The organism is Embleya sp. NBC_00896 (assembly GCF_045207785.1).
Lineage (GTDB): Bacteria > Actinomycetota > Actinomycetes > Streptomycetales > Streptomycetaceae > Embleya.
Map to the genome: position 1 here is coordinate 1,721,855 of NZ_CP108777.1, position 25,665 is coordinate 1,747,519.

Sequence of the window (25,665 nt, forward strand, 5' to 3'; positions counted from 1 at the left end):
TGCCTTGCCCGTCCGGGCTACTCGACGATCCGCTTCTCCAGCGCGGTCGTCAGCCGATCCACACCCCGGGCCGCGTCCCGGACCAGGCCGTTCACGCGCAGCACCACCGCCGAGGCGACCGTGGTCACCGCGCCGAGCACGTTGCCGGACGCCGCGGCCGGCACCGCCGCGGCGGCCGCGCCCAGTACGCCGCCCGTGGCCGCCGGGAACGGCAGCGGCAGCGGTCCGGTCTCCGAACGCAGGTCGGAGAGCCGCCCGTTCTTGAGCGCCATCGCCGCGTCCTCGCCGGACACGTGCGACTCGCAGTAGCCGTACCCCTTGAGCGCGGCGTGCAGGAACGCGGTCGCGTGCACGTTGGTGATGGCGTGCTGCTCGGCGAAGCTGATCCCGGGCTTGCCGTCCCGGGGCAGCCCGGGCAGGTGGATGTCCATGTCGCTCGGGTCGAGGAACTGGACGTGGTTGCCGCCGGAGATCTCGACGTACGCCTTGTATCCCTTCGGCACCAGGTTGAGGTAGTGGATGCCCGATCCGGGCGAGATCTTGTCGTTCTGCCCGGACACGATCAGGGTCGGCGTGGCGACGCCGCGAACCTCGGTGTCGATCCGCTCGTAGAGGTCCACCTCCTTGACGTTGCGACCCGGGGCGAGTCCGACGACGGCCCGGATCCGCTTGTCGCGGGCCGCCGCCAGCAGCGCGCCGGCACCGCCGAGCGAGACGCCGACCGCCGCGAACGCGTTCTTGTCGATCAGCCCGCGCAGCGGGTTGAACCGGTCGTCGTCGATGTCGATCAGCTTGTCGATGGCATCGCTGATGGTGTCCGCGTGCACGTGCGGGTCGAGCGCGAGGATGTTCTCCGGGAAGTAGCGGAAGACGATGTACCCGTGCCGCACCACGTAGTCGGTGAACCAGTCGTACATGTTGGAGCCGGTCCAGGTCGCCGGCGCGACGACGATGGACGGGTACGAGTCCTCGGTCTTGTCGGCCGGGGCCATCCAGCCGTCGTGCTCCGCCGGGTAACTGATCTTGGCCAACGTGAATCCGGGGCCGCCGGTCCAGAACGGGAACTCGATGGTTCCGATGTTGTAGTGACCCGGCTGGTCCGGCCGCACAGGGCTCTCGGGCGCGAGTGTGGTTGCCATGCATGGAGTCAACCGCGCGCGAACTTTCTTTGACAGGACGATAGTTGGCCAAAGTATGAAGACCGTGATCGAGCCGGTGAATCGTTCCGGCGGTGGTGTTCACAGCGCACACGGGCCCGCTCGGTCGGTCCGGCCCGGTCGGGCGCGAGGGGCGCCCGACCGCTGGACCGGCCAAACGATCGCTGCTCGGGCAGGAACCGGCAATTTCCCTTCCATATAGGGCCGTTCGTCAACCAAGCGGGCTTCGGGAGGGATATTCGGCCATGTGTGATCACGGTATGAGTTGGCGAGATAACCCGACGTCCGTGTCTGTCCCGAACGGTGAGCTGGTCGATCCCCTTCTCTGCAATCTGCGGCCCGGTGGGGCCAGTTCTGGGCACCCGGGCAGATTCTCTTTCTGCGCGGGCGATTGGCCATTTCACGCACACTGGCAGTTGCGGCTACGAATCGGCGGGGAAACCGCGCTAATCTGGCCTTCGGCCGGACGCGCAGGCCGATCGCCGTTGCCATCCCCTGCCCACGCCAGGGGCGGCACTGTCGGCCAAGGCTCGAAGGGCCCGCGGTGGAGGCCTTCTCCCAGCTCTGGGTAATCGCTGGCGGAGGCGTGGGGTAGCCGCCGGGATGGATGAGCTGTGACGAGATACGGATCCAACGAACTGAAGCGCGCGGCCCGCAAGCTGGCGGCGACCGACGACATCGCGTACACCGCGGCGCTGCGCCGACTCAAGGATGAGGCGCGGACAACCGACCGCACGGACGAGGAACAGCTCCGTCGTGCGGCACAGGGCGGCGATGCCGACAAGGTCTGCGACCTTGCATCTTGGTTGCAGGGCCATGGGCGTCCCGATGAGGCCGAGGCGTTGTACCGGCCGCTCGTGGACGACGGTCACGATCGGGCAACGACCAACCTCGGTGATCTGTACAGCGATCCCGAAAGGCGTGCCGAAGCCGAGGAGGGCTACCGCCGTGCCGCCGACGCGGGTTACCCCCGAGCGATGAACAACCTGGGGCTTCTGTACGACAACGCGGGGCGGACGGTGGAGGCCGAGGAGCTCTACCGCCGCGCCGCCGCCGCAGATTACCCCGCAGCGATGAACAACCTGGGGGTTGTGCACGCGGACGCGGGGCGGACTGCGGAAGCCGAGGAGCTCCTCCGCCGCGCCGCCGACGCGGGTTACCTCAAAGCGATGAACAACCTGGGGCGTCTGTACGAGTCCGCGGGGCGGACTGTGGAGGCCGAGGAGTCCTACCGCCGCGCTGCCGACGCGGATTACCCGGCAGCGATGAACAACCTGGGGATTCTGTACGAGTCCGCGGGGCGGACTGTGGAGGCCGAGGAGCTCTACTGCCGCGCCGCCGATGCGGATTACCCGGCAGCGATGTACAACCTGGGCCTTCTGGACGCGGAGGCGGGGCGGATCGCGGAAGCCGAGGAGTTCTACCGCCGCGCCGCCGATGCGGATTACCCGGCAGCGATGTACAACCTGGGGATTCTGTACGAGTCCGCGGGGCGGACTGTGGAGGCCGAGGAGCTCTACCGCCGCGCCGCCGATGCGGATTACCCGGCAGCGATGTACAACTTGGGGATTCTGTACGAGTCCGCGGGGCGGACTGTGGAGGCCGAGGAGCTCTACCGCCGCGCTGCCGACGCGGATTACCCCGCAGCGATGAACAACTTGGGGATTCTGTACGAGTTCGCGGGGCGGACTGTGGAGGCCGAGGAGTCCTACCGCCGCGCTGCCGACGCGGATTACCCGGCAGCGATGTACAACCTGGGCCTTCTGGACGCGAAAGCGGGGCGGACCGCGGAAGCCGAGGAGCAGTACCGCCGCGCGGCCGACGCGGGTGACCCCAGAGCCATGATCGTCCTCGGCTTGCTGGATCAACAGGCGGGGCGGCTCGCGGAAGCTGAGGAGTTCTACCACCGCGCCGCCGACGCCGATTACGCCGGTTCGATGCACAACCTCGGTGCCATGTTCAAAGAGGCCGGTCGTACTGCGGAAGCCGAGGAGGTCTACCGCCGTGCTGCGGCTGCGGGCGATACCGATGCCACGCTCAACCTCGCTGTTCTGTACGACGAGGCCGGTCGTACTGCGGAGGCCGAGGAGGCTTACCGCCGCGCCGCAGACGCGGGCAATCCTAAAGCCATGTACAACCTCGGCCTCCTGTACAAAAGGGCGGGGCGGCTCGCGGAGGCCGAGGAGGCTTACCGCCGCGCCGCAGACGCGGGCACCTCCGAAGCCATGTACAGCCTCGGCCTCCTGTGCAAAAGGGCGGGGCGGCTCGCGGAAGCTGAGGAGTTCTACCGCCGCGCCGCCGACGCCGATCACGCCGGTTCGATGCACAACCTCGGTATTCTGTACGACGAGTCCGGGCGTACTGCGGAAGCCGAGGAGGCTTACCGCCGCGCTTCGGCCGCGGGCCATACTGGTGCCACGTTCGCCCTCGGTCTTCTGTACGACGAGGCCGGTCGTACTGCGGAGGCCGAGGAGGCTTACCGCCGCGCTTCGGCCGCGGGCGACACCAGTGCCACGCACAACCTCGCCATCCTGCTCAAAGAGGCCGGGCGTACCGCGGAAGTCGAGGAGCTGCTCCCTCCTGTCGCCGACGCCGGGGACACGCGAGCCATGCGCATGCTCGGCAGGCTGTACCTGGAGGGCGGCCGGATCGCGGAAGCCGAGAAGCAGTACCGCCGCGCGGTCGACGCCGGCGACACCGATGCCATGGTCAACCTCGGTGTCCTGTTCAAGGAGGCCGGGCGTATCGCGGAGGCGGAGGAGCAGTACCGCCGCGCGGCCGACGCCGGCCATGCCAGTGCCATGTACAACCTCGGCCTCCTGTGCGAACAGGCCGGGCGTACCGCGGAGGCCGAGGAGGCATACCGCCGCGCTTCGGCCGCGGGCCACACCAGTGCCACGCACAACCTCGCCATCCTGTTCAAAGAGGCCGGGCGTACCGCGGAGGCCGAGGAGTTGTTCCTTCGTGCCGCCGACGCCGGCGACACCGATGCCATGTTCAACCTCGGCATCCTTTGCAGAGAGGCCGGGCGTATCGCGGAGGCGGAGGAGCAGTACCGTCGCGCGGCCGACGCCGGCCATGCCGGTGCCATGAACAACCTCGGCGTCCTGTGTGACAAGGCCGGGCGTACTGCGGAGGCCAAGGAGCAGTACCTTCGTGCCGTCGACGCCGGCAACACCCGTGCCATGAACAACCTCGGCCGCTTGTACGAGAAGGCCGGTCGGCACGAGGAAGCGCTGCCGCTCTTCCGTCGGGCCTTCGACGCGGGGGTCCCCGACGCCGCTTCCGCACTCGAGCGAGTCTGCCTTGTGCTCGGCCACGCGGTGGAGGCTGGAGAGGCTCCGACGCTCTGACCGGTAATGCGGAAAGCCCACCCCGTCGGGGGCATGGCGCCGACGTGCGCCCGGGGTGAGGACCTGATCCGGAGGTGTCCGGGGCCTCAGCGCGGGCCCAGGAGTCTGCCGGGGCTCCGAGGCTTCCAGGGCGCGTTCGTGGTTCCAATGATTGGGTGGTTGAAGGCTGCGGATCCGGATGACGGCGCCGCGGAGGTGCGGTCCCGCAAGGTAACTGGCGAGGGTTTGTCGCAGCGTGTGGCCGGCCCTCGCCAGGCCTTGATGGCGGCCGCGGCCGTTACCGCGACCGGGAATGGGATTACGTGGCGACCGGGCGTCTTGGTGCCAGGTATGCCACGGCCAGCCCGAGCACCGCCGAGACCGCGCCGACGGCCAGCGCCGCGTTGAACCACGCGACCGTGTCCGGGGTGCCGACGGGGCCGCCCAGGGCCAGGATCGACGCGGCCTGCTGGGCGCCCAGGGTCATCCCGATGTTGCGCGCGACGGTGTTGGTGCCGGCCGCGGCGGCGGTCTGGGTCGCGGGTACGGCGTCCACGACGAGATTGCCCATGGCGGTTTGGACGAGCCCGGTGCCGAGGCCGACCACGGCGCTGCTGATGAACGCCTGCCACGGCGCGTGGTGCAGCAGCGCGAGCATGCCCAGGCCCGCGCCGCCGGCCGCCGCGCCGACCATCAGGACGGCGCGGGAGCCGTACCGCCCGCAGGCCCGGCCGCCGACCACACCGGCGAGCAGGATCGTGAACGACTGGGGCAGGATCAGCAGGCCCGCCCGAGTGATGTCCATGCCGAGCCCGAAGCCGGTATCGCGTGGTTGGGCGCCCATCTGCGGCAGCAGGAACATGCTCGTGGACATCGTGACGCCGCACAGGATCGCGGTCGCGTTCGCGGTCCACACCGCGCGCAGGCGCATCGTGTGCAGGTCGATCAGCGGGTCGGCGGTCCGGGTCGCCTGTCGGGCCCAGATCGCGCCGAGCACCGCGGCGACGGCCGCCGACGCGCCGACCCGCGGCGAGGTCCAGCCCCAGGTGCCGCCGCGGGCCAACGCGAGCAGCAGGCCCACCAGCGCGCCGGACAGCAGCAGCGCGCCGACCCAGTCCACGCGGCCGGGGACGCGTTCGCCCCCGCTCGGCACCCACGCGAGGGTGGCCGCGAGGGCGGCGGCGATCAGCCCCAGCGGAAGCCAGAACAGCCAGTGATACGAGAGGTGTTCGATGATCGGGCCGGCCACCACGATGCCCGCCCCGCCGCCGACGCCCACCAGCGCCGACAGCAGCCCGATCGCCGGCCCCACCCGTGCCCGCGGCAGACTCTCCCGCACGATCGCGAACGACAACGGGAACACCGCGCCGCCGAGCCCGGCCACCACCCGCCCCACGATCATCGTCGGCAACGACTGCGCGAGTCCGCACAGCGCGGTACCCACCGCGAGCAACACGAGCGCGATCAGCAACACCCGCCGCCGCCCGAACATGTCCCCCAGCCGCCCGGCGACCGGCGTGGCCACCGCGGCGGAGAGGATGAACCCGTTCATCAGCCAGGCGAGGTCACTGGTCTCGACCCGGAACTCGTGCTGAAGGGTGGGCAACGCCGGCCCGACCATGGCCTGCAACTGGGAGTAGGCCATCGCGGACAGCATCAGCGCGACCATGATCGCCCGATGCGACCGCACCTCCGCGGCGGTCGGGCGCGCACCGTCGGAACCGTGTACGGCCGGCTGTCCACTCGCGGCACCGCGCTCCGCCCGGCCGCTCCCGCTCCGCCGTCGCCGCACGCCCGCCCCGTCCTCCGACCACACCGCCGCCAGGCGGACCGGCCCCGTTCCCGGGCCGACCGGCCCCGTTCCCAGGCACCCGAAAACCCGCTCCGACCTGCCCGAATCCGCTTCGGGAAGTCCCACTTCGCGGACTCTACGAGCGATCTGACGGACCGTCAACTATGGCCATTCGGCATCCGTCCGGCATCCGTTCGGCGATCCCGGGGCCACGGCTCCCGGTCGGGCGCGTTCCCGGTGGTTGATAACCGTTGGCTATGAGGGCCGGTCTTGGACGGGTGGACGGGTGTCGGGTCAGGATCTTGTCGAGGGCTTCGCCGGACCGGCGGGGCCGACTGCGAGGGGGACTCGATGAGCAAGGTTTGGCTGATCACCGGAGCCAACAGTGGATTTGGGCTGGCGTTCGCGGAGGCCGCTGTCGCCGCGGGGGACATCGTTGTGGCCACCGCGCGGCGGCCCGAGACGTTGGATGATCTGGTGGCCGCGCATCCCGAGCGGGTCGAAGCCGTACGTCTGGATGTCACCGACGCCGGTGGGATCGAGACCGTGGTGGCCGACCTGATCGCCCGACACGGCCGCGTCGACGTGTTGGTCAACAACGCCGGGCGTTCGCACGTGGGTGCGATGGAGGAGACTTCGGACGCGGAACTGCGGTCGCTGTTCGAGGTGCACGTGTTCGGGCCGGCCGCGCTCGTGCGGGCCGTGCTGCCGCACATGCGGGCCCGGCGGTCCGGTGCGATCGTGCAACTCAGCAGCATGGGTGGGCAGATGTCGTTCGCGGGCTTCTCCGCCTACAGCGGCACGAAGTTCGCCCTGGAGGGCATGTCCGAGGCGCTCGCCGACGAGGTGAGGTCGTTCGGCATCAAGGTGCTCGTGGTGGAGCCCGGTGCGTTCCGTACCGGCCTGTTCGGCGGCATCAGCGCGAGCGCGGAGATCGACGCGTACGCCGACACCGCCGTGGGCACGACCCGGCAGATGATCGGCGCCGCGGACGGGCAGCAGCCCGGCGACCCCGCGAAGGCGGCGGCCGCGGTCATCGCCGCCCTTGATGCCGAGGTGACGCCGCTGCGGCTCCCCTTGGGCGCCGACGCGATCGACGCGGTACTCGGCCACCTCGACGGGGTACGGGCCGAGATCGCTACGTGGGAGAAGGTCGGCCGCGACACCACGTTCGATTCCTAATCTTCTTGTCAAGCGGCGAGTGTGACGGGCGGTGTGGGCTGGTAGCACCGTCCGTCACGCAGCAGGGCCCACAGGACGTTGACGCGGCGGCGGGCGAGCGCGAGGACGGCCTGGGTGTGTCGTTTGCCCTCGGCTCGCTTGCGGTCGTAGAACCGGCGGGACTCCTCGCAGCAGCGGATGCTGATCAACGCGGAGGTGTAGAAGACGCGTTGGAGGCGCCTGTTGTATCTCCGGGGGCGGTGCAGGTTGCCGCTGACCTTGCCGGAGTCGCGCGGGGCCGGGGCGACTCCGGCGAAGGCGGCGAGGCGGTCGGGGGTGGCGAACGCGGTCATGTCGCCGCCCGTGGCGGCGAGGAACTCGGCGCCGAGGAGCGGTCCGATTCCTGGCATGCTCGCGATCACGGCGGCGTGTTCGTGCCCGCGAAACCGGCCCTCGACGAGCTTGTCGGTCTCGGCGATCCGCGCGTTGAGGGCCATCACCTCCTTCGCGAGCGTGTGCACCAGATGCGCGGTCACCTTCTCGCCCGGTACCGCGGTGTGTTGGCGCTCGGCCGCCGCGACGGCGTCGGCGGCGAGCCGCGCGGCGCCGCGCACCTTGCGGTTGCGCAGCCAGGTCTCCAGCCGCCGGGCACCCGTGCGGCGGATCGCCACCGGGGTCTGATAGCCCGTCAGAAGAACCAACGGTCCGATGTTGGTCAGGTCCAACTCCCTTTCCAGGGAAGGGAATACGCCGGTCAGCAGGGCGCGCAGGCGGTTGATCGCACGGGTGCGGTCGGCGGCGAGATCCATGCGATGGGCGGTGAGCAGCCCGAGCTCGACGGTGAGCTCGTCGCCGGGTCGCAGCGGGTGCAGGTCGCGGCGGACGCGGGCCTGGTCGGCGATGATCGCCGCGTCCTTCGCGTCGGTCTTGCCCTCGCCCCGGTAGCCGTCCGCCGCTCGGTTGACCACCCGGCCGGGGATGTAGAGGAGGTCTTGCTCGTGGTTGACCAGCACCGCGATGAGCAGGCCGGCGGCACCGTCCGCCAGGTCCACCGCCCAGACGACCTCGCCGCCGAGGGCGAGGACGTCGCCGAGCAGGTCCAGCAGAACCGGCTCGTCGTTGGCGACCCGGCGCGAGAGCAGCCGCTTGCCGTTCTCGTCGATCGCCACGCAGTGGTGGTGGGTCTTCCCCGCGTCCACCCCGGCCCAGATCCTCGCCACAAGCGCCTCCGCAAGTCTGTCGGTTCGTGTTGTCCCGCAGACGACCTCGCCGTCGAGTCCCTACACAGCGACCGAATCGCAGTTCCTAATCAGCGGCCGAGTCGTCGCGGGGTGCCGGGCGGCAAATCGAACAAAGCCACGATCGGCAGACGCCTGAAAGCCACACCCGGCACCCCTGGGTGGGAGAACCCTACGAATGGCTCGCCCTGCCCATCAACAAGGTAGGGACGCCTGAGCGCCGAGCGCGACCGGACACGACAGCCGCCGCCCGACCCGGAACGCGCAGGTCACGCCCCGGATCCCGGGCACGGTCCGGCCGGCCGGTACGGTGAGAAGCCGGGCCGCCAGTCCCGGCCGTGACCCAGGAGGCAGCATGCAAGCGCGTGTCATCGACAACCCGGAGCAGTCCCGCTACGAGATCTTCGCCGGCGTCGACGCCGGCGAACTCGCGGGCTACGCCGAGTACTTTCTCGGTGACGACGAGATCGCCTTCATCCACACCGAGGTCGACCGGCGCTTCGAGGGCCACGGCCTGGCCGGCGTCCTGGTCCGGGGCGCCCTCGACGCGGCGCGCGAGCGCGGGCTCGGGGTCGTACCCAACTGCGACTACCTGCGCGCCTGGATGCGCAAGCACCCGGAATACCTCGACCTGGTCCCCGAGCAGCACCGCGCGCCCCTGGGCCTCTGACGAGACCCCGGACCCGGCCCGTTGCGGGCTCGTGCCCGCGAGCCGGCGGCCCGGGTGGGCCCGTGTCGATCCGGCGGAACCGGCGACGTTGCACCGACCCTGGGGGAAAGCGTCCCCAGTCGAACGCAACGAAGGAGCCCGCACCATGCGCGCCGCAATCGCCACCGCCGTCGACGCACCGCTGTCCCTGATCGAGCGCGACGTACCCACCCCGGGCCCCGGCGAGGTGTTGGTACGGATCGCGGCGTGCGGCATCTGCTTCTCCGAGGTCAACCTGCTGCGCGGCCACTACACCTTCGCGCGTTTCCCGGTCGTCCCCGGACACGAGGTCACCGGCACGATCGTCGCGGTCGGCGACGGGGTCATGTGGCCCGCGGTCGGTACGGCGGTGGGCGCGCAGTTCCTGTACGACTCGTGCGGGCACTGCGACTATTGCGTCGCCGGCGAGCAGACCCTGTGCCCCGCGAAGCGGATCACCGGGGTCGTGGCGGACGGCGGCTACGCCGAGTACGCGGTGTTCAAGGCGGGGTACGTCACGCCGCTGCCCGCCGACCTCGACCCGGTCGCCGGAGCCCCGCTGATGTGCGCCGGGATCACCGCCTTCAACGGGCTGCGCCAGGGCGGCGTGCGGCCCGGCTCGCGGGTCGCGGTGATCGGTACGGGCGGGATCGGCGCCCTCGCGATTCGCTACGCCGTCGCGATGGGCGCCCGCGTCGCCGCCGTCGGGCGTTCGCGGCGCGCCGAGGAGCAGGCGAAGGAACTGGGCGCGGAGCTGTACATCGCCACCGACGGCCAGGATCCCGCTGTCGCGCTGAAGGCGTGGGACGGCGGCGCGAACCTGGTGGTCAACGCCGCGCCCTCGACCGCGGCCGCCGCCGCGACGCTGGGCGGTCTGGCGCCCGACGGCACGCTGTTGTTGTGCGGGTACGACGCGGAGCCCCTGGTACTGCCCGCTCAGCCGATGGTGCTCAACCGGCTGCGGGTACTCGCCTCGCCGTCCGGCTCGCCGCACGACCTGCGGGACACGCTCGCGTTCTCCGCGGCGCACGGCATCCTTCCGCAGGTCACCCCCATCACCCTCGACCAGGCCCCGGCCGCTCTGGACAGCATGGCCGGGGGCGCGGGCGGCGGTCGGTTCGTCATCGCCTTCGGCTGATCCGCCGATCCCGATCACCGATCCGCGGGCGGTGATCGCGGGCCCGCCGCCCTCCGGTCACGACTCGACGGCCATCCGGATGCCGAGTGCGACCATGACGCCGCCGGAGGTCTGTTCGAGCCGACGGCGGACCTTGGCCCGGCTCAGGACGGTGCGCATCCGGCCGACGAACCACACGTACAGGCTGTAGTAGCCGATCTCGTACACGGCCCAGATCGCCGCGAGCGCGACCATCGTCGGCAGCTGCGGGGCACCACGCGGGACGAACTGCGGCAGGAAGGACATCGCGAAGACCGCCGCCTTCGGGTTGGCCAGGTTCAGGGTCAGCGCGGCGCGGTAGGCCCGGCGTCCGGTGCCCGGCTCGGGGTCGGCCGTCGCCTCCTCCTTCGCGGTCGCGAATCCGGTCAGACCGTCGCGCCGGGCGGCTCGGATGGCCTGGACGCCGAATCCGACGAGGACGACGGCGCCGACGATCCGCATGATGTCGTAGGCCAGCTCCGAGGCGGCCAAAAGTCCGGTCAGGCCGAAGGCCGCGGCGAGTCCCCAGATGAAGACGCCGGTCTCGTTGCCCAGCACGGCCAGGAAGCCGGAGCGGCGGCTCTGCAACGAGTGTCGGATGATCAGTACGGAACTGGGACCGGGACTCGCCGCGATCAGGGTGCAGGCGCCGATGAACGCCAGAAGCGTATGGGTCATCCCCGCATCCTGGACCCCGGCGGACCCGCGTGCCACCGAATAGTCCGGCTCCGCCGCGGCAGGCGGGCAGGCAGGGCAGGCAGGGCCGGCGGGCCCGCAGGGTCACGACGGGGGAACTACGGCGCACCGACGGCGGGCCCGGACGGCAGCCAGGTCTGTGGATCGGCGACCGTCTGCTCGGTCGAGACCAGGTCCTTGACCTGGTGTACGGCGGGCTCGTCGCCCGCGTCCCCGACCGGCGGGAACCACACGTGCGCGATCCCCTTGCGGAGCGCGTACCGCAGTTGCTTCTGCAACTTGTCGGGCTGGTGGTAGACCTCCGTCCGGATGCCCCGGGCGCGCAACGCGGCCGCCGTACGCACCGCCACCGCGAACGACTCGGCGTCGGGCACCGCGACCAGCACCTGGGTCGGGCACTTCGGGCCGATCGGCAGTCGGCCCTCGGCGAGCAGCTTGGCGAAGATCCGGGTCAGCCCGATCGAGATGCCCACACCGGGAAGGTCGCGCCGGATGAACGAGCCGGCGAGGTTCTCGTACCGGCCGCCCGAGCAGATGCTTCCGTAGTCCGGAAACTCGACGAACTTCGCCTCGTAGACCGTCCCGGTGTAGTAGTCGAGCCCGCGCGCGATCGACAGGTCGGCGACGATCGACCCACTCGGCAGATCGGCGAGCGCGTCCAGCACGAAGGCCAGTTCGGCGAGCCCCTCGTCGAGGAGTTCGTTCGCCACGCCCAACGCCCGGATCTCGGCGACCACCGACGAGTCCGTACCCCGGATCCCGGTTAGTTTCAGGCAGTTCGCGACTTGGTCGCCGGTGAGCCCGAGTTCGGCGGCGAGCAGGTCGCCGACCCGGTCGAGCCCGATCTTGTCCGCCTTGTCGACGATCCGAATCGCGGCCAAAGGATCCGCCATCCCCAGGCCGGCGTAGAAGCCCTCGAGCACCTTGCGGTTGTTGAGGCGGATCGTGAACGGCCCGATCCGCAGGGCGGTGAGGATCTCGTGGGCGATGCGCGGCATCTCGGCGTCGAAGTACAGCGGGACCCGGTCGACGTTGATCACGTCGATGTCGCACTGCACGAACTCCCGGTACCGCCCCGCCTGCGGGCGTTCGCCGCGCCACACCCGCTGGATCTGATAGCGCTTGAACGGGAAGACGAGGTCGTTGAAGTGCTGCGCCGTGTACCGGGCGAACGGGACGGTGAGGTCGAAGTGCAGCCCGAGTCGGGCGTCGCTGTCGTCGTCCGCGTCCGCCTGGAGTCGCTGGGGGGTGTACACCTCCTGGGAGGTCTCACCCTTCTTGAGCAGGACGTCGAGCGCCTCCACCGCGGGCGTCTCGACCGACGCGAACCCGTACGACTCGAACGTGCGGCGGATGTGGTCGAGCCATTGCACCTCGACCATGCGTACCTCCGGAAGCCATTCCGGAAAGCCGCTCAATGGCGTCGGCCGCAGCGGTTGATCAGCCCGCACGATGCTCACCCGTTCTTTGCACGACGACGAACTCGACCCGACCCGAACCGGGTTCGGCCCGGGATTCGGTCCGGGTTTCGGCCCGGGTTTCGGTCCAGGATTCGCAGAGCCTCACAGAATCGGCGGGGCCGGGCAAGCGAGTTCGGCACGCATGATCAGGCCCGGCGCGCTGCCGGAACTCGTGTGCGCGGCGGGCCGCGGGTCGCGCATACTCGCGCGTATGACGACCGAGATCACCCGAATCAACCCCGACCGACTCCACCCCACGCCCGGCTACCACCACATCACCGTCGTCGAGGCGGGCCGGACGGCTTACCTCGCGGGCCAGTGCCCACTCGACCGCACCGGCGTGTTGGTCGGGCCCGGCGATCTCGACGCGCAGATCGACCAGATCGCCGCCAACGCCCACGTCGCCCTGACCACGGTCGGGGCCCGGCCGGACCATGTCGTCCGCTCCGTGATCTACGTGACCAGCGCCGACACGGAGGTGCTGGCCGCCGCGTGGGAGCGCCTCACCGAATCGATCATCGGACCCGCCTTCAGCACCGCGAGCACGCTGCTGGGCGTCGCCCAACTCGGCTTCCCGGGACAGCTCGTCGAGGTCGACCTCACGGCGGCCCTGACGGATTGACGCGGGCGGGTCGCACCGCACGCGTCGGTCGTGTACCCGAGCCGGGTCAGGGCCGCCGCGACGGATCGTCGGGCATGGCAGGCGTGGCCGCGGCGGCATCCGGAATTTGGCCGGTGGCGCCGCGGCTGCGCCCACGATCGCAGGGTCGGCTTCAGGCCGGCCGCGGCGCGTTGTCGCTGTCGCCTTCGCCTTCGTTGTCGCCGACGGGCAGGAGTGTCACGCGTGCCAACGGGGTCTCCCATTCGAGTCCGCCCGACGGCGGTCGGAGGAAGGCGTATCCGTTGATGACATCCATCAACTCACCTTCACGGCCGGATAGTTCGTCCCGGCCGAGTCGACCACGCAGCCGTTCGATCGCCGCGTGTCCCGATGCCTGTGAATCCGTCTGTGAATCCGTCACGGAGTACTCCCGAGTCGTCCGAAAAAAAGCTGTTTCGCTTCCAGACAACTGCGCCGGCCCCATGCTCGGCTACGGTCCGTTCGTCTGCATTCCCGGGCGCGATGGGAACCGTCACCACCGACGTCCGATCCACAACAGGCTTGTAGACGAAATGCGATCGTGTCGGACCGCGGACGGATCCCGTCCCGGTCACTCCTCTTCGATATAGACCTTGCTACCGTCCGGATACAGCTTGTACACGCGGCCGTTGCCGTCGCCTTGGATGGCCGGGAGACCCGCCGCGTGTAGTTCTTCGATCGCCTTGCGGACGGCTTCGGCAACCAACTCCTGGGCTCGCTCCGGGCCTATCTCGTCCATGAACGATTTCGTCATCGACTCCTCCGACCGGGCTGGGCGGGTGGGTGGCGGTACCCACAATGGGCTCACGCTCAGCATGCCAGGTTCGGGTACAGACGGGGTGGGCCGGATGTCGGTGGCGTCCGGCAGAGTCGGCGGGTTCCCGAGCAGGAGGTCATCACAATGAGCGGTGTGCCCATTCCCAAGCACTTCGCGCCGGCGTGGGAGGGCGATACGCGCACCACTCCGCCCACCGTCGGTGGCGAGCGGGAGATCCTGACCGCCTTCCTGGACTGGCATCGGACGACGTTCGAGCTCAAGTGCGCGGGTCTTCCGTCGGCCAGACACTCGGAGAAGGCCATCGCGCCCTCAGGATTGTCGCTGCACGGGCTGCTGCGGCACCTGGCCGGCGTCGAGCGTTGGTGGTTCCGGATTCAGTTCGCCGGTGAGGATGTGCCGATGCTCTACTACTCCGACGACGACCCCGATCAGGACTTCGACGACCTGGATGGCGATCCGAAGGAGGCTCTGGAGGTCTGGCGGGCGGAGTGCCGGCGGTCCAGGGAGATCGTGGCGGCCGCGGCGTCGCTGGACGACGAGGGCGCCAACAAGCGGTCCGGCGAGCCGTTCTCGCTGCGCTGGCTGCTGGTGGACTTGATCGCCGAGTACGCCAGGCACAACGGTCACGCGGATCTGCTCCGGGAGCGCATCGACGGCAACATCGGGGCGTAGGGGCGTAGGGGCGTAGGGGCGTAGGGGCGTAGGGGCGTAGGGCCGTAGTCAGCGCCGCGGTCGGTTCGTTGCCTTCCGATGCGATGGGCCGAGGCATGTGATCCTGGGCAACCTGTCCGCCCTCAGAGGCGACACCGTCAGGCGCTGGGCGAGCAAAAACCGGGTCGAGCTGTGCTTGACACCGGCCTACGCGTCCTGGGCCAACCCGATCGAGGCGTACTTCGGGCCGTTGCGGCAGTTCACCGTCGCCAACTCCAACCACCGTAACCACACCGCGCAGACCCGTGCCCTGCACGCCTACCTGCGCCGGCGGAACGCCAACGCCCGTCATCCCGATGTTCTCGCGGCCCAGCGCAAGGAACGTGCTCGCACCCAGGCGGATCCGTCGAGCCACAAGCCGGCGATGAGCAGAATGTCCATGGTGGTTTCCCGAAGTGGAGTCGGACCTGGTTGCCGGCACGCTACCGGGAGGCTCTGACACCGGGCTCTGGTCAGAATGCGGTCTTCGAAAACGGCGGCTCGGCCCAACCCAACCCGGCGGACCTACGCGGTCACGCCCTAGCGAGGCGTCGGTGTCTGCTCCGGGGCGAGGCCGAGGGCGACCAGGCCGGCGTATACGGCCTCGCCCAGGGCCTGTACCGCGGACTGGGGGCGGACCATCACGGTGAACTCCCGGATCAGGCCCGCCTCGTCGAAGTGCAGTTGGTCGATGCCGTGGATCCGCTTGCCGCGTACGACGGCCCGGAACGGGAGGATCACCGCAGGGGCCTCGCCGTCGGTACCCCTTGTTCCACCGCTGCCCCCGGTCTCGGCCGCGCCCTCGAAGTGACCGATGTAGTGGAAGTCCTCGAAGGTGCGCAGCAGGACCTCGAAGAGGCCCAGGACCATCGGCTTGCCCTCGAAGGGTGTGAACTTCACCGGGCTGTAGAAGCGGATGTCGTCGGTGAACAGGGCGTCCAGTGCGGCGAGATCGTGCTTGTCGACGGCGGTGCGGAAGCGTTCGGCGGTCGTCTGCATGGGCATCTCCTTCTCGTTCATAGTCAAGATCTTGACTAGTCACTTTCTTGAGTATGATGCTCCTGCGAGTGAGCGAATGGGAAGGGGGCGCCGCGATGGCCTTGCGACATGCGGTGCTGGCCGCGCTGCTGGACGGCGAGTACAGCGGATACGAGCTGGCCAAGGTCTTCGGCCTCGGCGTGGCCAACTTCTGGCATGCCGTTCCGCAGCAGCTGTACGTCGAACTGGCCAAGCTGGAACGGGAAGGGCTGGTCGCCGGCCGGCAGGTGGTCCAGGAGTCGCGGCCCAACAAGCGCCTGTTCCGGGTCACGGACGCCGGCCTCACCGAGCTGGAGCAGTTCGCGGCGGCGTCGGCGAAGCCCTCGTTCATTCGCGACGATCTGACCGTCAAGGTCCAGGTCGTGGATCGGATCGACGCGGGGCCGGTGATCGAACAGCTCGACGAGCGCGCGGTGGCGGCCGAGGCCAAGATCGAGCTCCTCGACAAGCTGCTGCTGCGGCTGCGCGGCGACATGGAAGAGGAAGACTTCCTTCGGCGAGGCGAGCGGATCGGGCCGTACCTGACCTGCCTGCGGGGCCTGGCCTTCGAGCGGGATCATCGGGACTGGTGTCTGCGGACTGCGGCCGTCCTGCGGGAAAGGCGGACGGCACATGTCGAGCGGTGAATACCTGCGCTACGTGGCCCTGGGCGACAGTCAGACCGAAGGACTCGGTGACGGGGACGAGACCACCGGCTGGCGAGGCTGGGCCGACCGCCTCGCCGAGCAGCTCGCGGTGGTCAACCCGGGCCTCCAGTACGCCAATCTGGCGGTACGAGGACACGGTGTCGAACGGATACGCACCGAACAGCTGGGCCCCGCCGTGGCGTTGCGTCCCGACGTGGCCACCGTCGTCGCGGGCGTCAACGACCTGCTCCGGCCCCGGTTCGACGCCGCGGCGACGGCCGCGCATCTGGAGGAGATGTTCGCCGCGCTCACCACCGCCGGCGCGCGCGTGGCGACCGCGACCTTCCCCGACGTCGGCCGGATCGCCCCACTGGCCCGGCCGCTCAGGTCCCGCGTGATCGACCTCAACGCCCGCATCCGCGGCGCGGCCGCGCGGCACGGTGTCGCGGTCGCCGACTGCGCTCCGCACGACGTGAGCACCGACCCGCGGTTGTGGAGCGCGGACCGGCTGCACGCCAGTCCGCTCGGCCACGCACGCATCGCCGCGGCCGTCGCGCACGCGCTCCGGCTGCCCGACAGCGACGACACGTGGACGCTGCCGCTGCCACCGCTGCCGGCCCCCGCGCGGCGCCAGGTCGCGGCGGCCGAACTGCGTTGGGCGGTCGCGTTCCTGGGCCCCTGGGTCGGCCGCCGTGTGCGTGGCCGCTCCTCCGGCGACGGCCGTACCGCCAAGCGCCCACAACTGCTGCCCGTGCAGATTTGGCCCGGGGCCGCGGTGGACGACATGTCCGCGGCGCGCGATGGCGTGCCCTCGCGTTCTCGAGGCCGGAGGGCTCTGGGCTGATCGGTGCGGGTGATCGTCTCCGAGCAGGAGAGCGAGATCGTCCGGATGCGTACGCTGCTGCTCGATCGACCGGGTCGGCGGGGAATCGTGAGCCGGGTCGGGGAGCTTTTCGCTGATTCGCTTCGGTTTCCAGGCATCGGCCCGCGTCTCCCGGAAATGCGTTGGACGCGGCGCCGGGCCTCGTTCATGATCCGCTGGTGACAAATCCCCATGATCCCCCGCGCCCGCCGTCCACCACCCCCGAGCAGCGCGTGCGCTTCGTCTACCTGATCGGTCGACCCATGAGCGCCCTCCTCGCCGGGAACCTCGCCGAGGGCTGCTACCAAGTCGGCCTCGAACTACCGGAGTTCTTCGTATCCGAGCGGGCCCGCGGGCTCTGGCGGCGGCGGTTCGACCAGGTGACGGCGGAACCCGAGAGCGCTCCCTGGCTCGCGCGCGCGGCGGTCTCCGAACCGGACGGCGCCGTGGTCGGCTACGCCGGCTTCCACGGGCCGCCGGACGAGGTCGGGATGGTGGAGATCGGCTACACGGTGGTCCCCGAGCACCGCCGAAAGGGCTACGCCCGCGCCATGCTCAAGTCCCTGCTGGAGCGCGCCGCCCACGAACCCGGGGTCGAGATCGTCCGAGTGACCATCACGCCGGACAACACCGCGTCGCTGGCCACGATCGTGGGGTTCGGATTCGTCGAGGTCGGCGAACAGATGGACGAGGAGGACGGGCTGGAAATCGTCTTCGAGGTGCCTGCCGACCGGATCCTGAAGGCCTGAGCGACGGCCCGCGAGAGCCCCTCACCCGCCAGGCCCACTCCGGCGCCCCCGGCAAGGCCGGGCGGGATGATGCGGTGCGCCTGGAGCCGCGACACCGGACGCCTCCACGCTCGCGGCGATACCAGGCTCAGCGATAGCGATAGCGATAGCGATAGCGGTAGCGATTGCGGAGGCGGCCGGCGGTCACGTCCTGGCGGCGGCGAAGGACCCCTCCAGCTCCGACGGCGCGTATCGGGAGTCCACGGGCTTGATGCCGAGACCGCCTCACCGCGCCCCGTTCTCCGGTCCCATGGCGCCCGCCCGACGATCTGGCAGCCGACTGTGATCACTCTCATCTCAGCGGAACTCCGGCTGAATTCGGATCTTTGACACTCAGTCATAAGCAAGGTTCCTTCAAGCCGTGCCGCTCCGGTACAGCTTCCGCATCACGTCGAAATGGCTACCCCTGACTCGATGCCGCGCACGAATATCGATCATGGGCCGGCGGCCGGGGGCAGGATCGAGTTACGCGCGCACCGTCCGTGCCGCCCCCTTCCCGCCGGTGCGACGGAAGTTCAGCGCCACCAGCACTGACACCGCTGCTCCGATCGCCGCCAGGAACACCGCCGTTCGCAGGCCGTCCGCGGCGGCCACCCGCAGCGCCTCGCCACTTTTCCCGCTCGTGCCGGAGTTGGCGACAGCGACCAGTACGGCCAGCCCCATCGCGCCGCCGACCTGCTGACCGCTGGACGCCATCCCGGACGCGATGCCCTGGTCGCGGGCCGGTACACCGGTCGCGGCGGCGGCGAACATCGTCGTGTACACGATGCCCTGGCCGACCCCGAACACCACGAGCCCGGGTACCAGGTCGAGGTACGAGGCATCCGCCGAGATCGCCATGCCGATGGCCACCATGCCGACCGCGCTCACGGCGAGGCTGCCCAGCAGTGTGGACCGAACCCCGAACCGGGTCGCGAGCCGCCCACCCAGCAGCGACCCCAGGAAGCCCGCGCCCATCGGGACGAGGTAGGCGAAGCCGGTGCGCAGCGCGCTGTACCCGTGCACGCTCTGGAAGTAGACGGTGAGGAAGTACGGCAGCGTGCCCAGAGTCGCCATGAACAGGAACGTCACCGTCATGCCAGTGCCCAGGTTGCGATCCCGCAACAGGCGCAGCGGCATCAACGCGTCGGGGTTGCGCGACTCGGCGAACAGGAAGGCGGCGAGCAGCGCAACTCCCAGTGCCGCGCTGCCGAGCAGGAGCGGCGCGGTCCAGCCGACCTCGGGGCCCTGGACGAGGGCGAACACGATCAGGGTCGAACCGGCGGTCGCGGTGAGTGCGCCCGGCACGTCGAATCGGCGGCCCGTCTCGCGGGCCGGATCGGCGGGGAGCACGGATAGCGCGAGCAGCGCGGCGGCGGTCGCGAGCGGCACGTTGACGAAGAACACCGCACGCCAGCCCAGGACTTGGGTGAGCACGCCACCGAGCAGCGAACCCAGGATCAGGCCGCCGGACCCGGTTGCGGCCCAGACCGAGAGCGCACGGTTGCGTTCGCGGCCCTCGGCGAAGGTGGTGTTGACCAGCGAGAGCGTCGCGGGGAAGAGGAAGGCGCCGCCCAGGCCCTGTACGGCGCGTGCGCCGATCAGCAGCCCCGGTTCGGTGGCGAGGCCGCCGGCGAGCGAGGAGAGCGCGTACAGCGACAGGCCGAGCACGAACATCCGGCGGCGCCCGATCAGGTCGGACATCCGCCCGCCGAGCAGCAGGAACGCGCCGAAGGCGACCGCGTACGCGCTGACCACCCATTGCAGTGTCTGAGCGGAGAAGCCGACGCCCGCGCCGATGTCGGGCAGCGCGACGTAGACGATGTTGTAGTCGAGCGACGTGATCAGGCTCGCGAACGCGAGCAGGGCGAGCGCCGCGCCGGGTCGAGGCAGGCGGGACGAATGCGACGAGCGGGATGAATTGGATGAGCCGGACGGGCCGGATGAGCCGGACGGGCCGGGTGCGGTGGGGCTGGACGCGGACATGGCGGAGCCTTCCGAGGCACGGGGAGGGAAGTCGCGGGGCGGATCCGACCGGTGGGGTGGGTTCCTGCCGACTCCTGCGACGCCTCGAAGATTTCACGGCCGCGTCCCGGTGAGGAGCGGAGCGCTCAGCCTGGGATCGCGGATCCCTGGATGCACGAGTCGCTGTCGGCGCCCCGCCCACGGATCGAGAATCGGTGCGAACGGACCGCGGCGGGCACCCGCAGCGGCGTACACCCCGAGGAGTCGTCATGCCGATCCAGCTCAACCACACCATCGTCGCGGCCGGCGACAAGCGGAAGTCCGCCGCCTTCCTGGCCGGTGTCCTGGGCCTGACTGTCGGCGAACAGTACGGTCCGTTCCTGCCGGTCGCCATGGCCAACGGCGTCACCCTCGACTTCTGGGACAACCCGACGGAGCAGGTCACGCCGCAGCACTACGCGTTCCTGGTCGAGGAGGACGAGTTTGACGCGATCGTCGGCCGGCTCCGCGCCGCGGGCGTCACGATCTACGCGGACCCCGGCCGCCGCATGGCCGACCGCACGAACACGTGGGACGGCGGCCGCGGCGCGTTCTTCGCTGATCCCAACGGCCACAACATGGAGATCCTCACCCGCGCCTACGGCAGCGGCAGCTGACGGCGACGCGCGGGTTCGGGGGGTGGCCTTGGTGATCGAACGGACGTGTACGGCAACGCCGTTCGGGCCGTGGGCCGCGAACGGTGCGGGCAGCGTAGGGGCGTACGTCTTCGCGATCACGCCCGGGTCGACTCGGCGCGGGGTGGGCCGGTGTCGGGCGTGTCGTGGCTTGGGGTTGCTCTCGAGGGGCGGGCGGATCGGAACCCGGGGCGTGGGGGGTGCGTCACATGGCTGTTGTTGTGGCGTGGGGCTGATGACGATGGGTGGGTGGGTGTCGTGTTCGGACGGAGTGGGCCTCGGGGTGGGGTAGTTGGGGTAGTTGGGGTTGTGGGGGTGCTGGTCGGGATGGTGTTCGGGGTCTCGGCTTGTGGTGAGGCGCGGGACCAGGCGCGTGGGCCGGCGGATTCCGTTGCGCCGGAGGCCACTCTGGCGGCGAAGGCCGAGGCGAGCACCGTCATTGCCGCGAACAGGTGGGAGCAGGAGCAGAGCCGAGAGGGTCCGCGGTCGTTCGTGGTCACCGGCGGGTATCGCGATCAGATCGGCGACTGGGAGCCGGACAAGGGCGTCTACAAGGCCGCCTTCGGCAGCGGCTGCCTCGACGTCCCGCCGGGTGTTGTGCCCACGCTGCCCGTCGACGGCGAGATCCGTTGGCCCGATGGGATGGTGGAGCGCCGGCCGCTGCTGACGCCGGCTCAGACGTACGAGCGGCGCGGCATCCCGGCGGACGTGCACGCCGCGTGTGGGCGGTCCGGCGGTACGCCCATGCTGACGGTGGCGGCCGTGAGGCCGATCACCTTGGACGTCGACACCGCGCGTGGCCGGGCGACCGTGCCCGGGTGGGAACTATCCTTCGCGGACACGGCGGTTCGCGGCGTACTCGTGGCGGTCGCCTTCGACTCGGTGCCGCCGTACCGTTCGGCCGTCGGACCCAAACCCGACCTCGCGACGGTGTCCGCCGACGGGCGCGGCCTGACCCTCAGGTTCGCGGGAGCGCCCGACACGCCCGGCCCGTGCGGCGCGGACTACGAGGTTCGCGCCACTCAGCGCTCGGGGGTCGTCGCCGTCGCGGTGGTCGGCTCGCGGCGCCCGACCCCGACTCCCGCGACGGTGGACGGGTGCCCGGCCATGGCCGTCACGCGCACGGCGACCCTGAACCTGGACGAACCGCTCGGCGACCGCCCGGTCATCGACGTCGAGGCGATCACGGTGCGTCGCTGACCACCGGGCCCGGTGCTGTCGGGGGACTGGGCTCGGGGGTGTCTTCGGGTTCGTCGGCGGCTTCGCCGTTCCCGCGCTCGGGCAATGGCATCGAGGCTTCTTCGGCCCCTTTCGGCCCCTTTCGGCCTCCTTGGGCCTCCTTCGGCCTCCGAGCGGGAGGTTCGGGCCGGTGCCGGTTCAGGCCACCGGGCGGATGCGTTCGACGCCCGCCCGGTTCAGGGCCGCGGCCAAGGCGTCGCGGGCTTCGGTCTGGGCGGCGATGCGGGCGTCCAGGACGGCCAGGCGATCGAGCGCCACGCGCAGGGCCCGGGCGGAGGGCGCGGCCGCGGTGACGTCGGTGTCCAGGCAGGGGAGGAAGATCCGGATGTCGTCCAGGGTGAGGCCGACGGCCAGGAGGCGGCGGATGTTGTGCACGCGGGCGGCGGCGCCCTCGGGGTAGACGCGGTAGCCGTTGGTGGCCCGCTCCGAGTCGATCAGGCCCGCCTGTTCGTAGTGGCGCAGCGCGCGCGGGGTGGTACCCGTCGCCACCGCCAACTCACCGATCCGCATCCGTACCCCTCCGCCTCCGCGTTCACCACCACCACCGAAGGCCACCACACCTATCACGCGACCACCGCGCCGCCGTCGACCGGGAGGACCACGCCGGTCACGAAGGACGCGCCGGGCGCGGCGAGCGGCTCGGCGCGGCGCCCGACGGCGATCACGTGCGCGCCCTCGGCGGCGAAGGCATGGGCGGTGGCCCGACCGATGCCGGTGCCGGCACCGGTGATCACAACGACACGGGAGGTGTGGATGTTCGTGTTGTCCATGGCCTCATCGTTCAACCCTGCCGCCAATGACAGGGTCAAGCGGAGGGCGCGGGGGACGCGGGGGACGCGAAGGTACAACAGCCGGCAGCCCCTGGACGAGGCGTCGCTGCCCTGCGGCCAACTGAGTGTGCGACATGAGTGAGGGTGAAAGGACCTCACCGACATGCTCACCTTCGCCGTCGCGCTCAAGGACAAGGACATCCCTGTTCCCGAGATCGCGAAGGGGCTGACGATCAAGACCGGGAAGAACGCGGGCATGCACCCCTCGGTCGCCTCTCTGTACCAGGCCCTCGCCGAAACCGAGGAGGCCGGCACACCCACCGACGCCCACCCCGTCAGCGGCCCGCGCCGCCCGGATCACCGGACCCGGCAGCGGCACCGACTCGGAGCTGATGGAACGGCTCACCCGGCAAGTTCTCGACGGCGCCCGTGTGCTGGACGACCTGCACACACTGGCGACGCAGGTGCCGTCCCGGTGTATGGACGCTAGTTCAACAGTTCTGGAGTCGGCAGGTCAGGGCGCGGGCCCGGGTGTTCGCGGGCCCGGAGTGTTCAAGACGTGGTCGCCCCTGCTGCGGTCGGTCCGGCGCGTTCAGGCCTGGACGGGCGGGGCCGCGTGGCGGTGTCGACGACGATGGCCAGGAGGCTTTTGAGGGTGGCGAGTTCGTTCGCGGTGAGGTCCGCGCCGAGGGTGCTGTCGAGTGTGGCGACGCGGGCGTCGGCGCGGGCGAAGAGCGCGCGGCCGGCCTCGGTGAACCGGATCTCGATGAGCGTGCCGTGCAGCGGACGCGGACGCGTTCCGGCCCCGCCGGTTCCAGGGTGCAGTTGCCGGGATCAGCACGGGGCCTTGACCGTGGCGCCGGCCTCGACCCGTGCCCGGTCACACGGGGCCAGGGGCGCCGCCATCGACTGGTGGCTCACCCACGGGGCGGTGGGCGCCCCACTGCGCACTTCCTGCACCTGCGGGTGGATCAGCACCGCCGCCGGTCCGGCGCTGCCCATTGAATCCGGCGCCACCGGCAAGTCGGTACCCGACGTGCGCAACGGTGTCAGGATCCTCCTGGCGAACCGGGGCATCGACTCGCGCAATGTGGATGATTCCATGAGGCGCCTCGCGCATTGGAACCTATCGATGGCGCCAATGAGACAGATAGCTTGATCATTCTTGTATGACTCTGTTGGAGGCTGGACATATGGCGGATGCCAACCCCTGGGTCCGAGCTTCCGATCAGATCAGATCCGAACTCGGTGATCTGCGTGCCGAGCTCGGAGCCGCGCGCGCGCTGAGCAACTCGCTCGCGGACCGTGCCGCGAACGTGGCGAATCCGCAGGGTGCCGTCAAACGGGCGGATCTGGCGCTGGCCGCGTCCGGGAAGGTGCGTGGTCCCGGTCTCGGTCAGCGGATGCTCGCGGTGGGTCGCCGGGCCGTGGCCAGGCTGACTCCGACCCGGCGCCCGGCGCCCGCGCAGACCGCCGGTCGTCAAACCGGGCCAATATCGGGTCCGCCCCGGCCGCAACACGCTCCCACCAACATGGCCCCGGACGTCCAGATCGGAAGAGTCGGATCCGAACTCGGTGATCTGCGTGCGGAGCTCGGAGCCGCGCGGGCGTTGAGCAATTCGAACGCGGACCGTGCCGCGAACGTGGCGAATCCGCAGGGTGCCGTCAAACGGGCGGATCTGGCGCTGGCCGCGTCCGGGAAGGTGCGTGGTCCCGGTCTCGGTCAGCGGATGCTCGCGGTGGGTCGCCGGGCCGTGGCCAGGCTGACTCCGACCCGGCGCCCGGCGCCCGCGCAGACCGCCGGTCGTCAAACCGGGCCAATATCGGGTCCGCCCCGGCCGCAACACGCTCCCACCAACATGGCCCCGGACGTCCAGATCGGAAGAGTCGGATCCGAACTCGGTGATCTGCGTGCGGAGCTCGGAGCCGCGCGGGCGTTGAGCAATTCGAACGCGGACCGTGCCGCGAACGTGGCGAATCCGCAGGGTGCCGTCAAACGGGCGGATCTGGCGCTGGCCGCGTCCGGGAAGGTGCGTGGTCCCGGTCTCGGTCAGCGGATGCTCGCGGTGGGTCGCCGGGCCGTGGCCAGGCTGACTCCGACCCGGCGCCCGGCGCCCGCGCAGACCGCCGGTCGTCAAACCGGGCCAATATCGGGTCCGCCCCGGCCGCAACACGCTCCCACCAACATGGCCCCGGACGTCCAGATCGGAAGAGTCGGATCCGAACTCGGTGATCTGCGTGCGGAGCTCGGAGCCGCGCGGGCGTTGAGCAATTCGAACGCGGACCGTGCCGCGAACGTGGCGAATCCGCAGGGTGCCGTCAAACGGGCGGATCTGGCGCTGGCCGCGTCCGGGAAGGTGCGTGGTCCCGGTCTCGGTCAGCGGATGCTCGCGGTGGGTCGCCGGGCCGTGGCCAGGCTGACTCCGACCCGGCGCCCGGCGCCCGCGCAGACCGCCGGTCGTCAAACCGGGCCAATATCGGGTCCGCCCCGGCCGCAACACGCTCCCACCAACATGGCCCCGGACGTCCAGATCGGAAGAGTCGGATCCGAACTCGGTGATCTGCGTGCCGAGCTCGGAGCCGCGCGCGCGTTGAGCAATTCGAACGCGGACCGTGCCGCGAACGTGGCGAATCCGCAGGGTGCCGTCAAACGCGCGGACCTCGCGCTCGCCGCGTCCGGATATACACCGGTCGCCGCCGTCAGGGTCGAGCCGACAGGGGTGGCCCGCAGTTCGAAGTCGACCGCCCCAAGCCAGGCGCCTGGGCGGTCGATGTCTGGCCCTGCGGCGGAATTGGCGTCAGGACCGGGGCATTGACGGTTGCTCGGGACGGCGGCTTCGGGGCAGGGCACGCGTCGGGCGCTCGTGACAGTGGCCGCCCGAGCGGTATCGGAGGGCGGGCTGCCGTGGCGGCCGCAGCCACACGCCGGCGACATC

General features: G+C 70.4%; 24 protein-coding genes and 1 pseudogene. 13 read left to right on the forward strand and 12 right to left on the reverse strand.

Annotated elements, in window-relative coordinates; genetic code table 11:
* Window positions 1-17: 17 nt before the first annotated feature.
* Complete coding sequence (locus OG928_RS41115; protein ID WP_331767117.1) at window positions 18-1,139, reverse strand: hypothetical protein; 1,122 nt, start codon at window positions 1,137-1,139, stop codon at window positions 18-20.
* A gap of 632 nt (window positions 1,140-1,771) precedes the next feature.
* On the opposite strand from OG928_RS41115, the gene OG928_RS41120 reads away from it, so the two are divergent.
* A complete protein-coding gene (locus OG928_RS41120) occupies window positions 1,772-4,510 on the forward strand; it encodes a tetratricopeptide repeat protein (protein WP_331767118.1) in 2,739 nt (912 codons plus the stop codon).
* Window positions 4,511-4,808: 298 nt separating this feature from the next.
* Here OG928_RS41120 and OG928_RS41125 read toward each other — a convergent pair whose 3' ends face one another.
* A complete protein-coding gene (locus OG928_RS41125; RefSeq protein WP_406291664.1) occupies window positions 4,809-6,179 on the reverse strand; it encodes an MFS transporter in 1,371 nt (456 codons plus the stop codon).
* A gap of 453 nt (window positions 6,180-6,632) precedes the next feature.
* Here OG928_RS41125 and OG928_RS41130 point away from each other — a divergent pair, with 453 nt between their 5' ends.
* Window positions 6,633-7,463, forward strand: coding sequence for an oxidoreductase (locus tag OG928_RS41130; protein WP_331767120.1), 831 nt, complete (start codon window positions 6,633-6,635; stop codon window positions 7,461-7,463).
* Between the two features lie 8 nt (window positions 7,464-7,471).
* Here OG928_RS41130 and OG928_RS41135 read toward each other — a convergent pair whose 3' ends face one another.
* Entirely contained in the window at window positions 7,472-8,662 is a 1,191-nt protein-coding gene (locus OG928_RS41135) for an IS110 family transposase (RefSeq protein WP_331767121.1), read from the reverse strand.
* A 373-nt stretch (window positions 8,663-9,035) separates the two neighbouring features.
* Here OG928_RS41135 and OG928_RS41140 point away from each other — a divergent pair, with 373 nt between their 5' ends.
* Entirely contained in the window at window positions 9,036-9,350 is a 315-nt protein-coding gene (locus OG928_RS41140) for a GNAT family N-acetyltransferase (RefSeq protein ID WP_331767122.1), read from the forward strand.
* Window positions 9,351-9,495: 145 nt separating this feature from the next.
* Window positions 9,496-10,506 carry an alcohol dehydrogenase catalytic domain-containing protein gene (locus tag OG928_RS41145; RefSeq protein WP_331767123.1) on the forward strand — a complete coding sequence of 337 codons (1,011 nt, stop codon included), beginning with the start codon at window positions 9,496-9,498 and terminating at the stop codon, window positions 10,504-10,506.
* Window positions 10,507-10,563: 57 nt separating this feature from the next.
* On the opposite strand, the gene OG928_RS41150 is transcribed toward OG928_RS41145, so the two are convergent.
* Complete coding sequence (locus OG928_RS41150; protein WP_331767124.1) at window positions 10,564-11,202, reverse strand: LysE family translocator; 639 nt, start codon at window positions 11,200-11,202, stop codon at window positions 10,564-10,566.
* A gap of 116 nt (window positions 11,203-11,318) precedes the next feature.
* On the reverse strand, window positions 11,319-12,671 hold the full coding sequence (hisS, locus tag OG928_RS41155; RefSeq protein WP_331767125.1) for a histidine--tRNA ligase: 1,353 nt from the start codon (window positions 12,669-12,671) through the stop codon (window positions 11,319-11,321).
* 220 nt (window positions 12,672-12,891) lie between these two features.
* On the opposite strand from hisS, the gene OG928_RS41160 reads away from it, so the two are divergent.
* The gene (locus tag OG928_RS41160; RefSeq protein ID WP_331768291.1) at window positions 12,892-13,302 is read left to right on the forward strand and encodes a RidA family protein; all 411 of its coding nucleotides are present in this window, start codon (window positions 12,892-12,894) and stop codon (window positions 13,300-13,302) included.
* A 151-nt stretch (window positions 13,303-13,453) separates the two neighbouring features.
* Here OG928_RS41160 and OG928_RS41165 read toward each other — a convergent pair whose 3' ends face one another.
* Both OG928_RS41165 and OG928_RS41170 read right to left on the reverse strand, forming a co-directional pair.
* Window positions 13,454-13,597, reverse strand: coding sequence for a hypothetical protein (locus OG928_RS41165; protein ID WP_331767126.1), 144 nt, complete (start codon window positions 13,595-13,597; stop codon window positions 13,454-13,456).
* A gap of 294 nt (window positions 13,598-13,891) precedes the next feature.
* The gene (locus tag OG928_RS41170) at window positions 13,892-14,074 is read right to left on the reverse strand and encodes a hypothetical protein (protein WP_331767127.1); all 183 of its coding nucleotides are present in this window, start codon (window positions 14,072-14,074) and stop codon (window positions 13,892-13,894) included.
* A 147-nt stretch (window positions 14,075-14,221) separates the two neighbouring features.
* On the opposite strand from OG928_RS41170, the gene OG928_RS41175 reads away from it, so the two are divergent.
* Both OG928_RS41175 and OG928_RS41180 read left to right on the forward strand, forming a co-directional pair.
* Window positions 14,222-14,770 carry a DinB family protein gene (locus tag OG928_RS41175; RefSeq protein WP_331767128.1) on the forward strand — a complete coding sequence of 183 codons (549 nt, stop codon included), beginning with the start codon at window positions 14,222-14,224 and terminating at the stop codon, window positions 14,768-14,770.
* Between the two features lie 70 nt (window positions 14,771-14,840).
* Window positions 14,841-15,248: pseudogene (locus OG928_RS41180) on the forward strand (transposase); the annotation flags it as partial.
* A gap of 80 nt (window positions 15,249-15,328) precedes the next feature.
* On the opposite strand, the gene OG928_RS41185 reads toward OG928_RS41180, so the two are convergent.
* Entirely contained in the window at window positions 15,329-15,787 is a 459-nt protein-coding gene (locus tag OG928_RS41185; protein WP_331767129.1) for a nuclear transport factor 2 family protein, read from the reverse strand.
* A 95-nt stretch (window positions 15,788-15,882) separates the two neighbouring features.
* Between OG928_RS41185 and OG928_RS41190 the strand changes: the two genes are divergently transcribed.
* The 3 genes from OG928_RS41190 to OG928_RS41200 all read left to right on the forward strand — a co-directional run bounded on the left by OG928_RS41190 (window position 15,883) and on the right by OG928_RS41200 (window position 18,063).
* Entirely contained in the window at window positions 15,883-16,452 is a 570-nt protein-coding gene (locus OG928_RS41190; RefSeq protein WP_331767130.1) for a PadR family transcriptional regulator, read from the forward strand.
* The gene (locus OG928_RS41195; RefSeq protein ID WP_331767131.1) at window positions 16,439-17,296 is read left to right on the forward strand and encodes an SGNH/GDSL hydrolase family protein; all 858 of its coding nucleotides are present in this window, start codon (window positions 16,439-16,441) and stop codon (window positions 17,294-17,296) included. The genes OG928_RS41190 and OG928_RS41195 overlap by 14 nt, the downstream gene beginning before the upstream one ends.
* Window positions 17,297-17,577: 281 nt before the next feature.
* Window positions 17,578-18,063 (forward strand): GNAT family N-acetyltransferase, encoded by a 486-nt coding sequence (locus OG928_RS41200; protein WP_331768292.1) that lies wholly within the window; start codon window positions 17,578-17,580, stop codon window positions 18,061-18,063.
* 504 nt (window positions 18,064-18,567) lie between these two features.
* On the opposite strand, the gene OG928_RS41205 is transcribed toward OG928_RS41200, so the two are convergent.
* A complete protein-coding gene (locus OG928_RS41205) occupies window positions 18,568-20,067 on the reverse strand; it encodes an MFS transporter (RefSeq protein WP_331767132.1) in 1,500 nt (499 codons plus the stop codon).
* Window positions 20,068-20,315: 248 nt separating this feature from the next.
* Between OG928_RS41205 and OG928_RS41210 the strand changes: the two genes are divergently transcribed.
* Together OG928_RS41210 and OG928_RS41215 are read left to right on the forward strand one after the other, a co-directional pair.
* Window positions 20,316-20,702 carry a VOC family protein gene (locus tag OG928_RS41210; protein ID WP_331767133.1) on the forward strand — a complete coding sequence of 129 codons (387 nt, stop codon included), beginning with the start codon at window positions 20,316-20,318 and terminating at the stop codon, window positions 20,700-20,702.
* Window positions 20,703-21,035: 333 nt separating this feature from the next.
* Entirely contained in the window at window positions 21,036-21,920 is an 885-nt protein-coding gene (locus tag OG928_RS41215; protein WP_331767134.1) for a hypothetical protein, read from the forward strand.
* A gap of 177 nt (window positions 21,921-22,097) precedes the next feature.
* On the opposite strand, the gene OG928_RS41220 is transcribed toward OG928_RS41215, so the two are convergent.
* From OG928_RS41220 to OG928_RS41230, 3 genes are all read right to left on the reverse strand, one after another.
* Window positions 22,098-22,469 (reverse strand): MerR family transcriptional regulator, encoded by a 372-nt coding sequence (locus OG928_RS41220; protein ID WP_331767135.1) that lies wholly within the window; start codon window positions 22,467-22,469, stop codon window positions 22,098-22,100.
* 53 nt (window positions 22,470-22,522) lie between these two features.
* Window positions 22,523-22,729 (reverse strand): SDR family NAD(P)-dependent oxidoreductase, encoded by a 207-nt coding sequence (locus OG928_RS41225; RefSeq protein WP_331767136.1) that lies wholly within the window; start codon window positions 22,727-22,729, stop codon window positions 22,523-22,525.
* An 834-nt stretch (window positions 22,730-23,563) separates the two neighbouring features.
* Window positions 23,564-23,746 carry a hypothetical protein gene (locus OG928_RS41230; RefSeq protein ID WP_406291668.1) on the reverse strand — a complete coding sequence of 61 codons (183 nt, stop codon included), beginning with the start codon at window positions 23,744-23,746 and terminating at the stop codon, window positions 23,564-23,566.
* Window positions 23,747-23,922: 176 nt separating this feature from the next.
* Between OG928_RS41230 and OG928_RS41235 the strand changes: the two genes are divergently transcribed.
* Window positions 23,923-25,545 carry a hypothetical protein gene (locus OG928_RS41235; RefSeq protein WP_331767138.1) on the forward strand — a complete coding sequence of 541 codons (1,623 nt, stop codon included), beginning with the start codon at window positions 23,923-23,925 and terminating at the stop codon, window positions 25,543-25,545.
* Window positions 25,546-25,665: the final 120 nt, after the last annotated feature.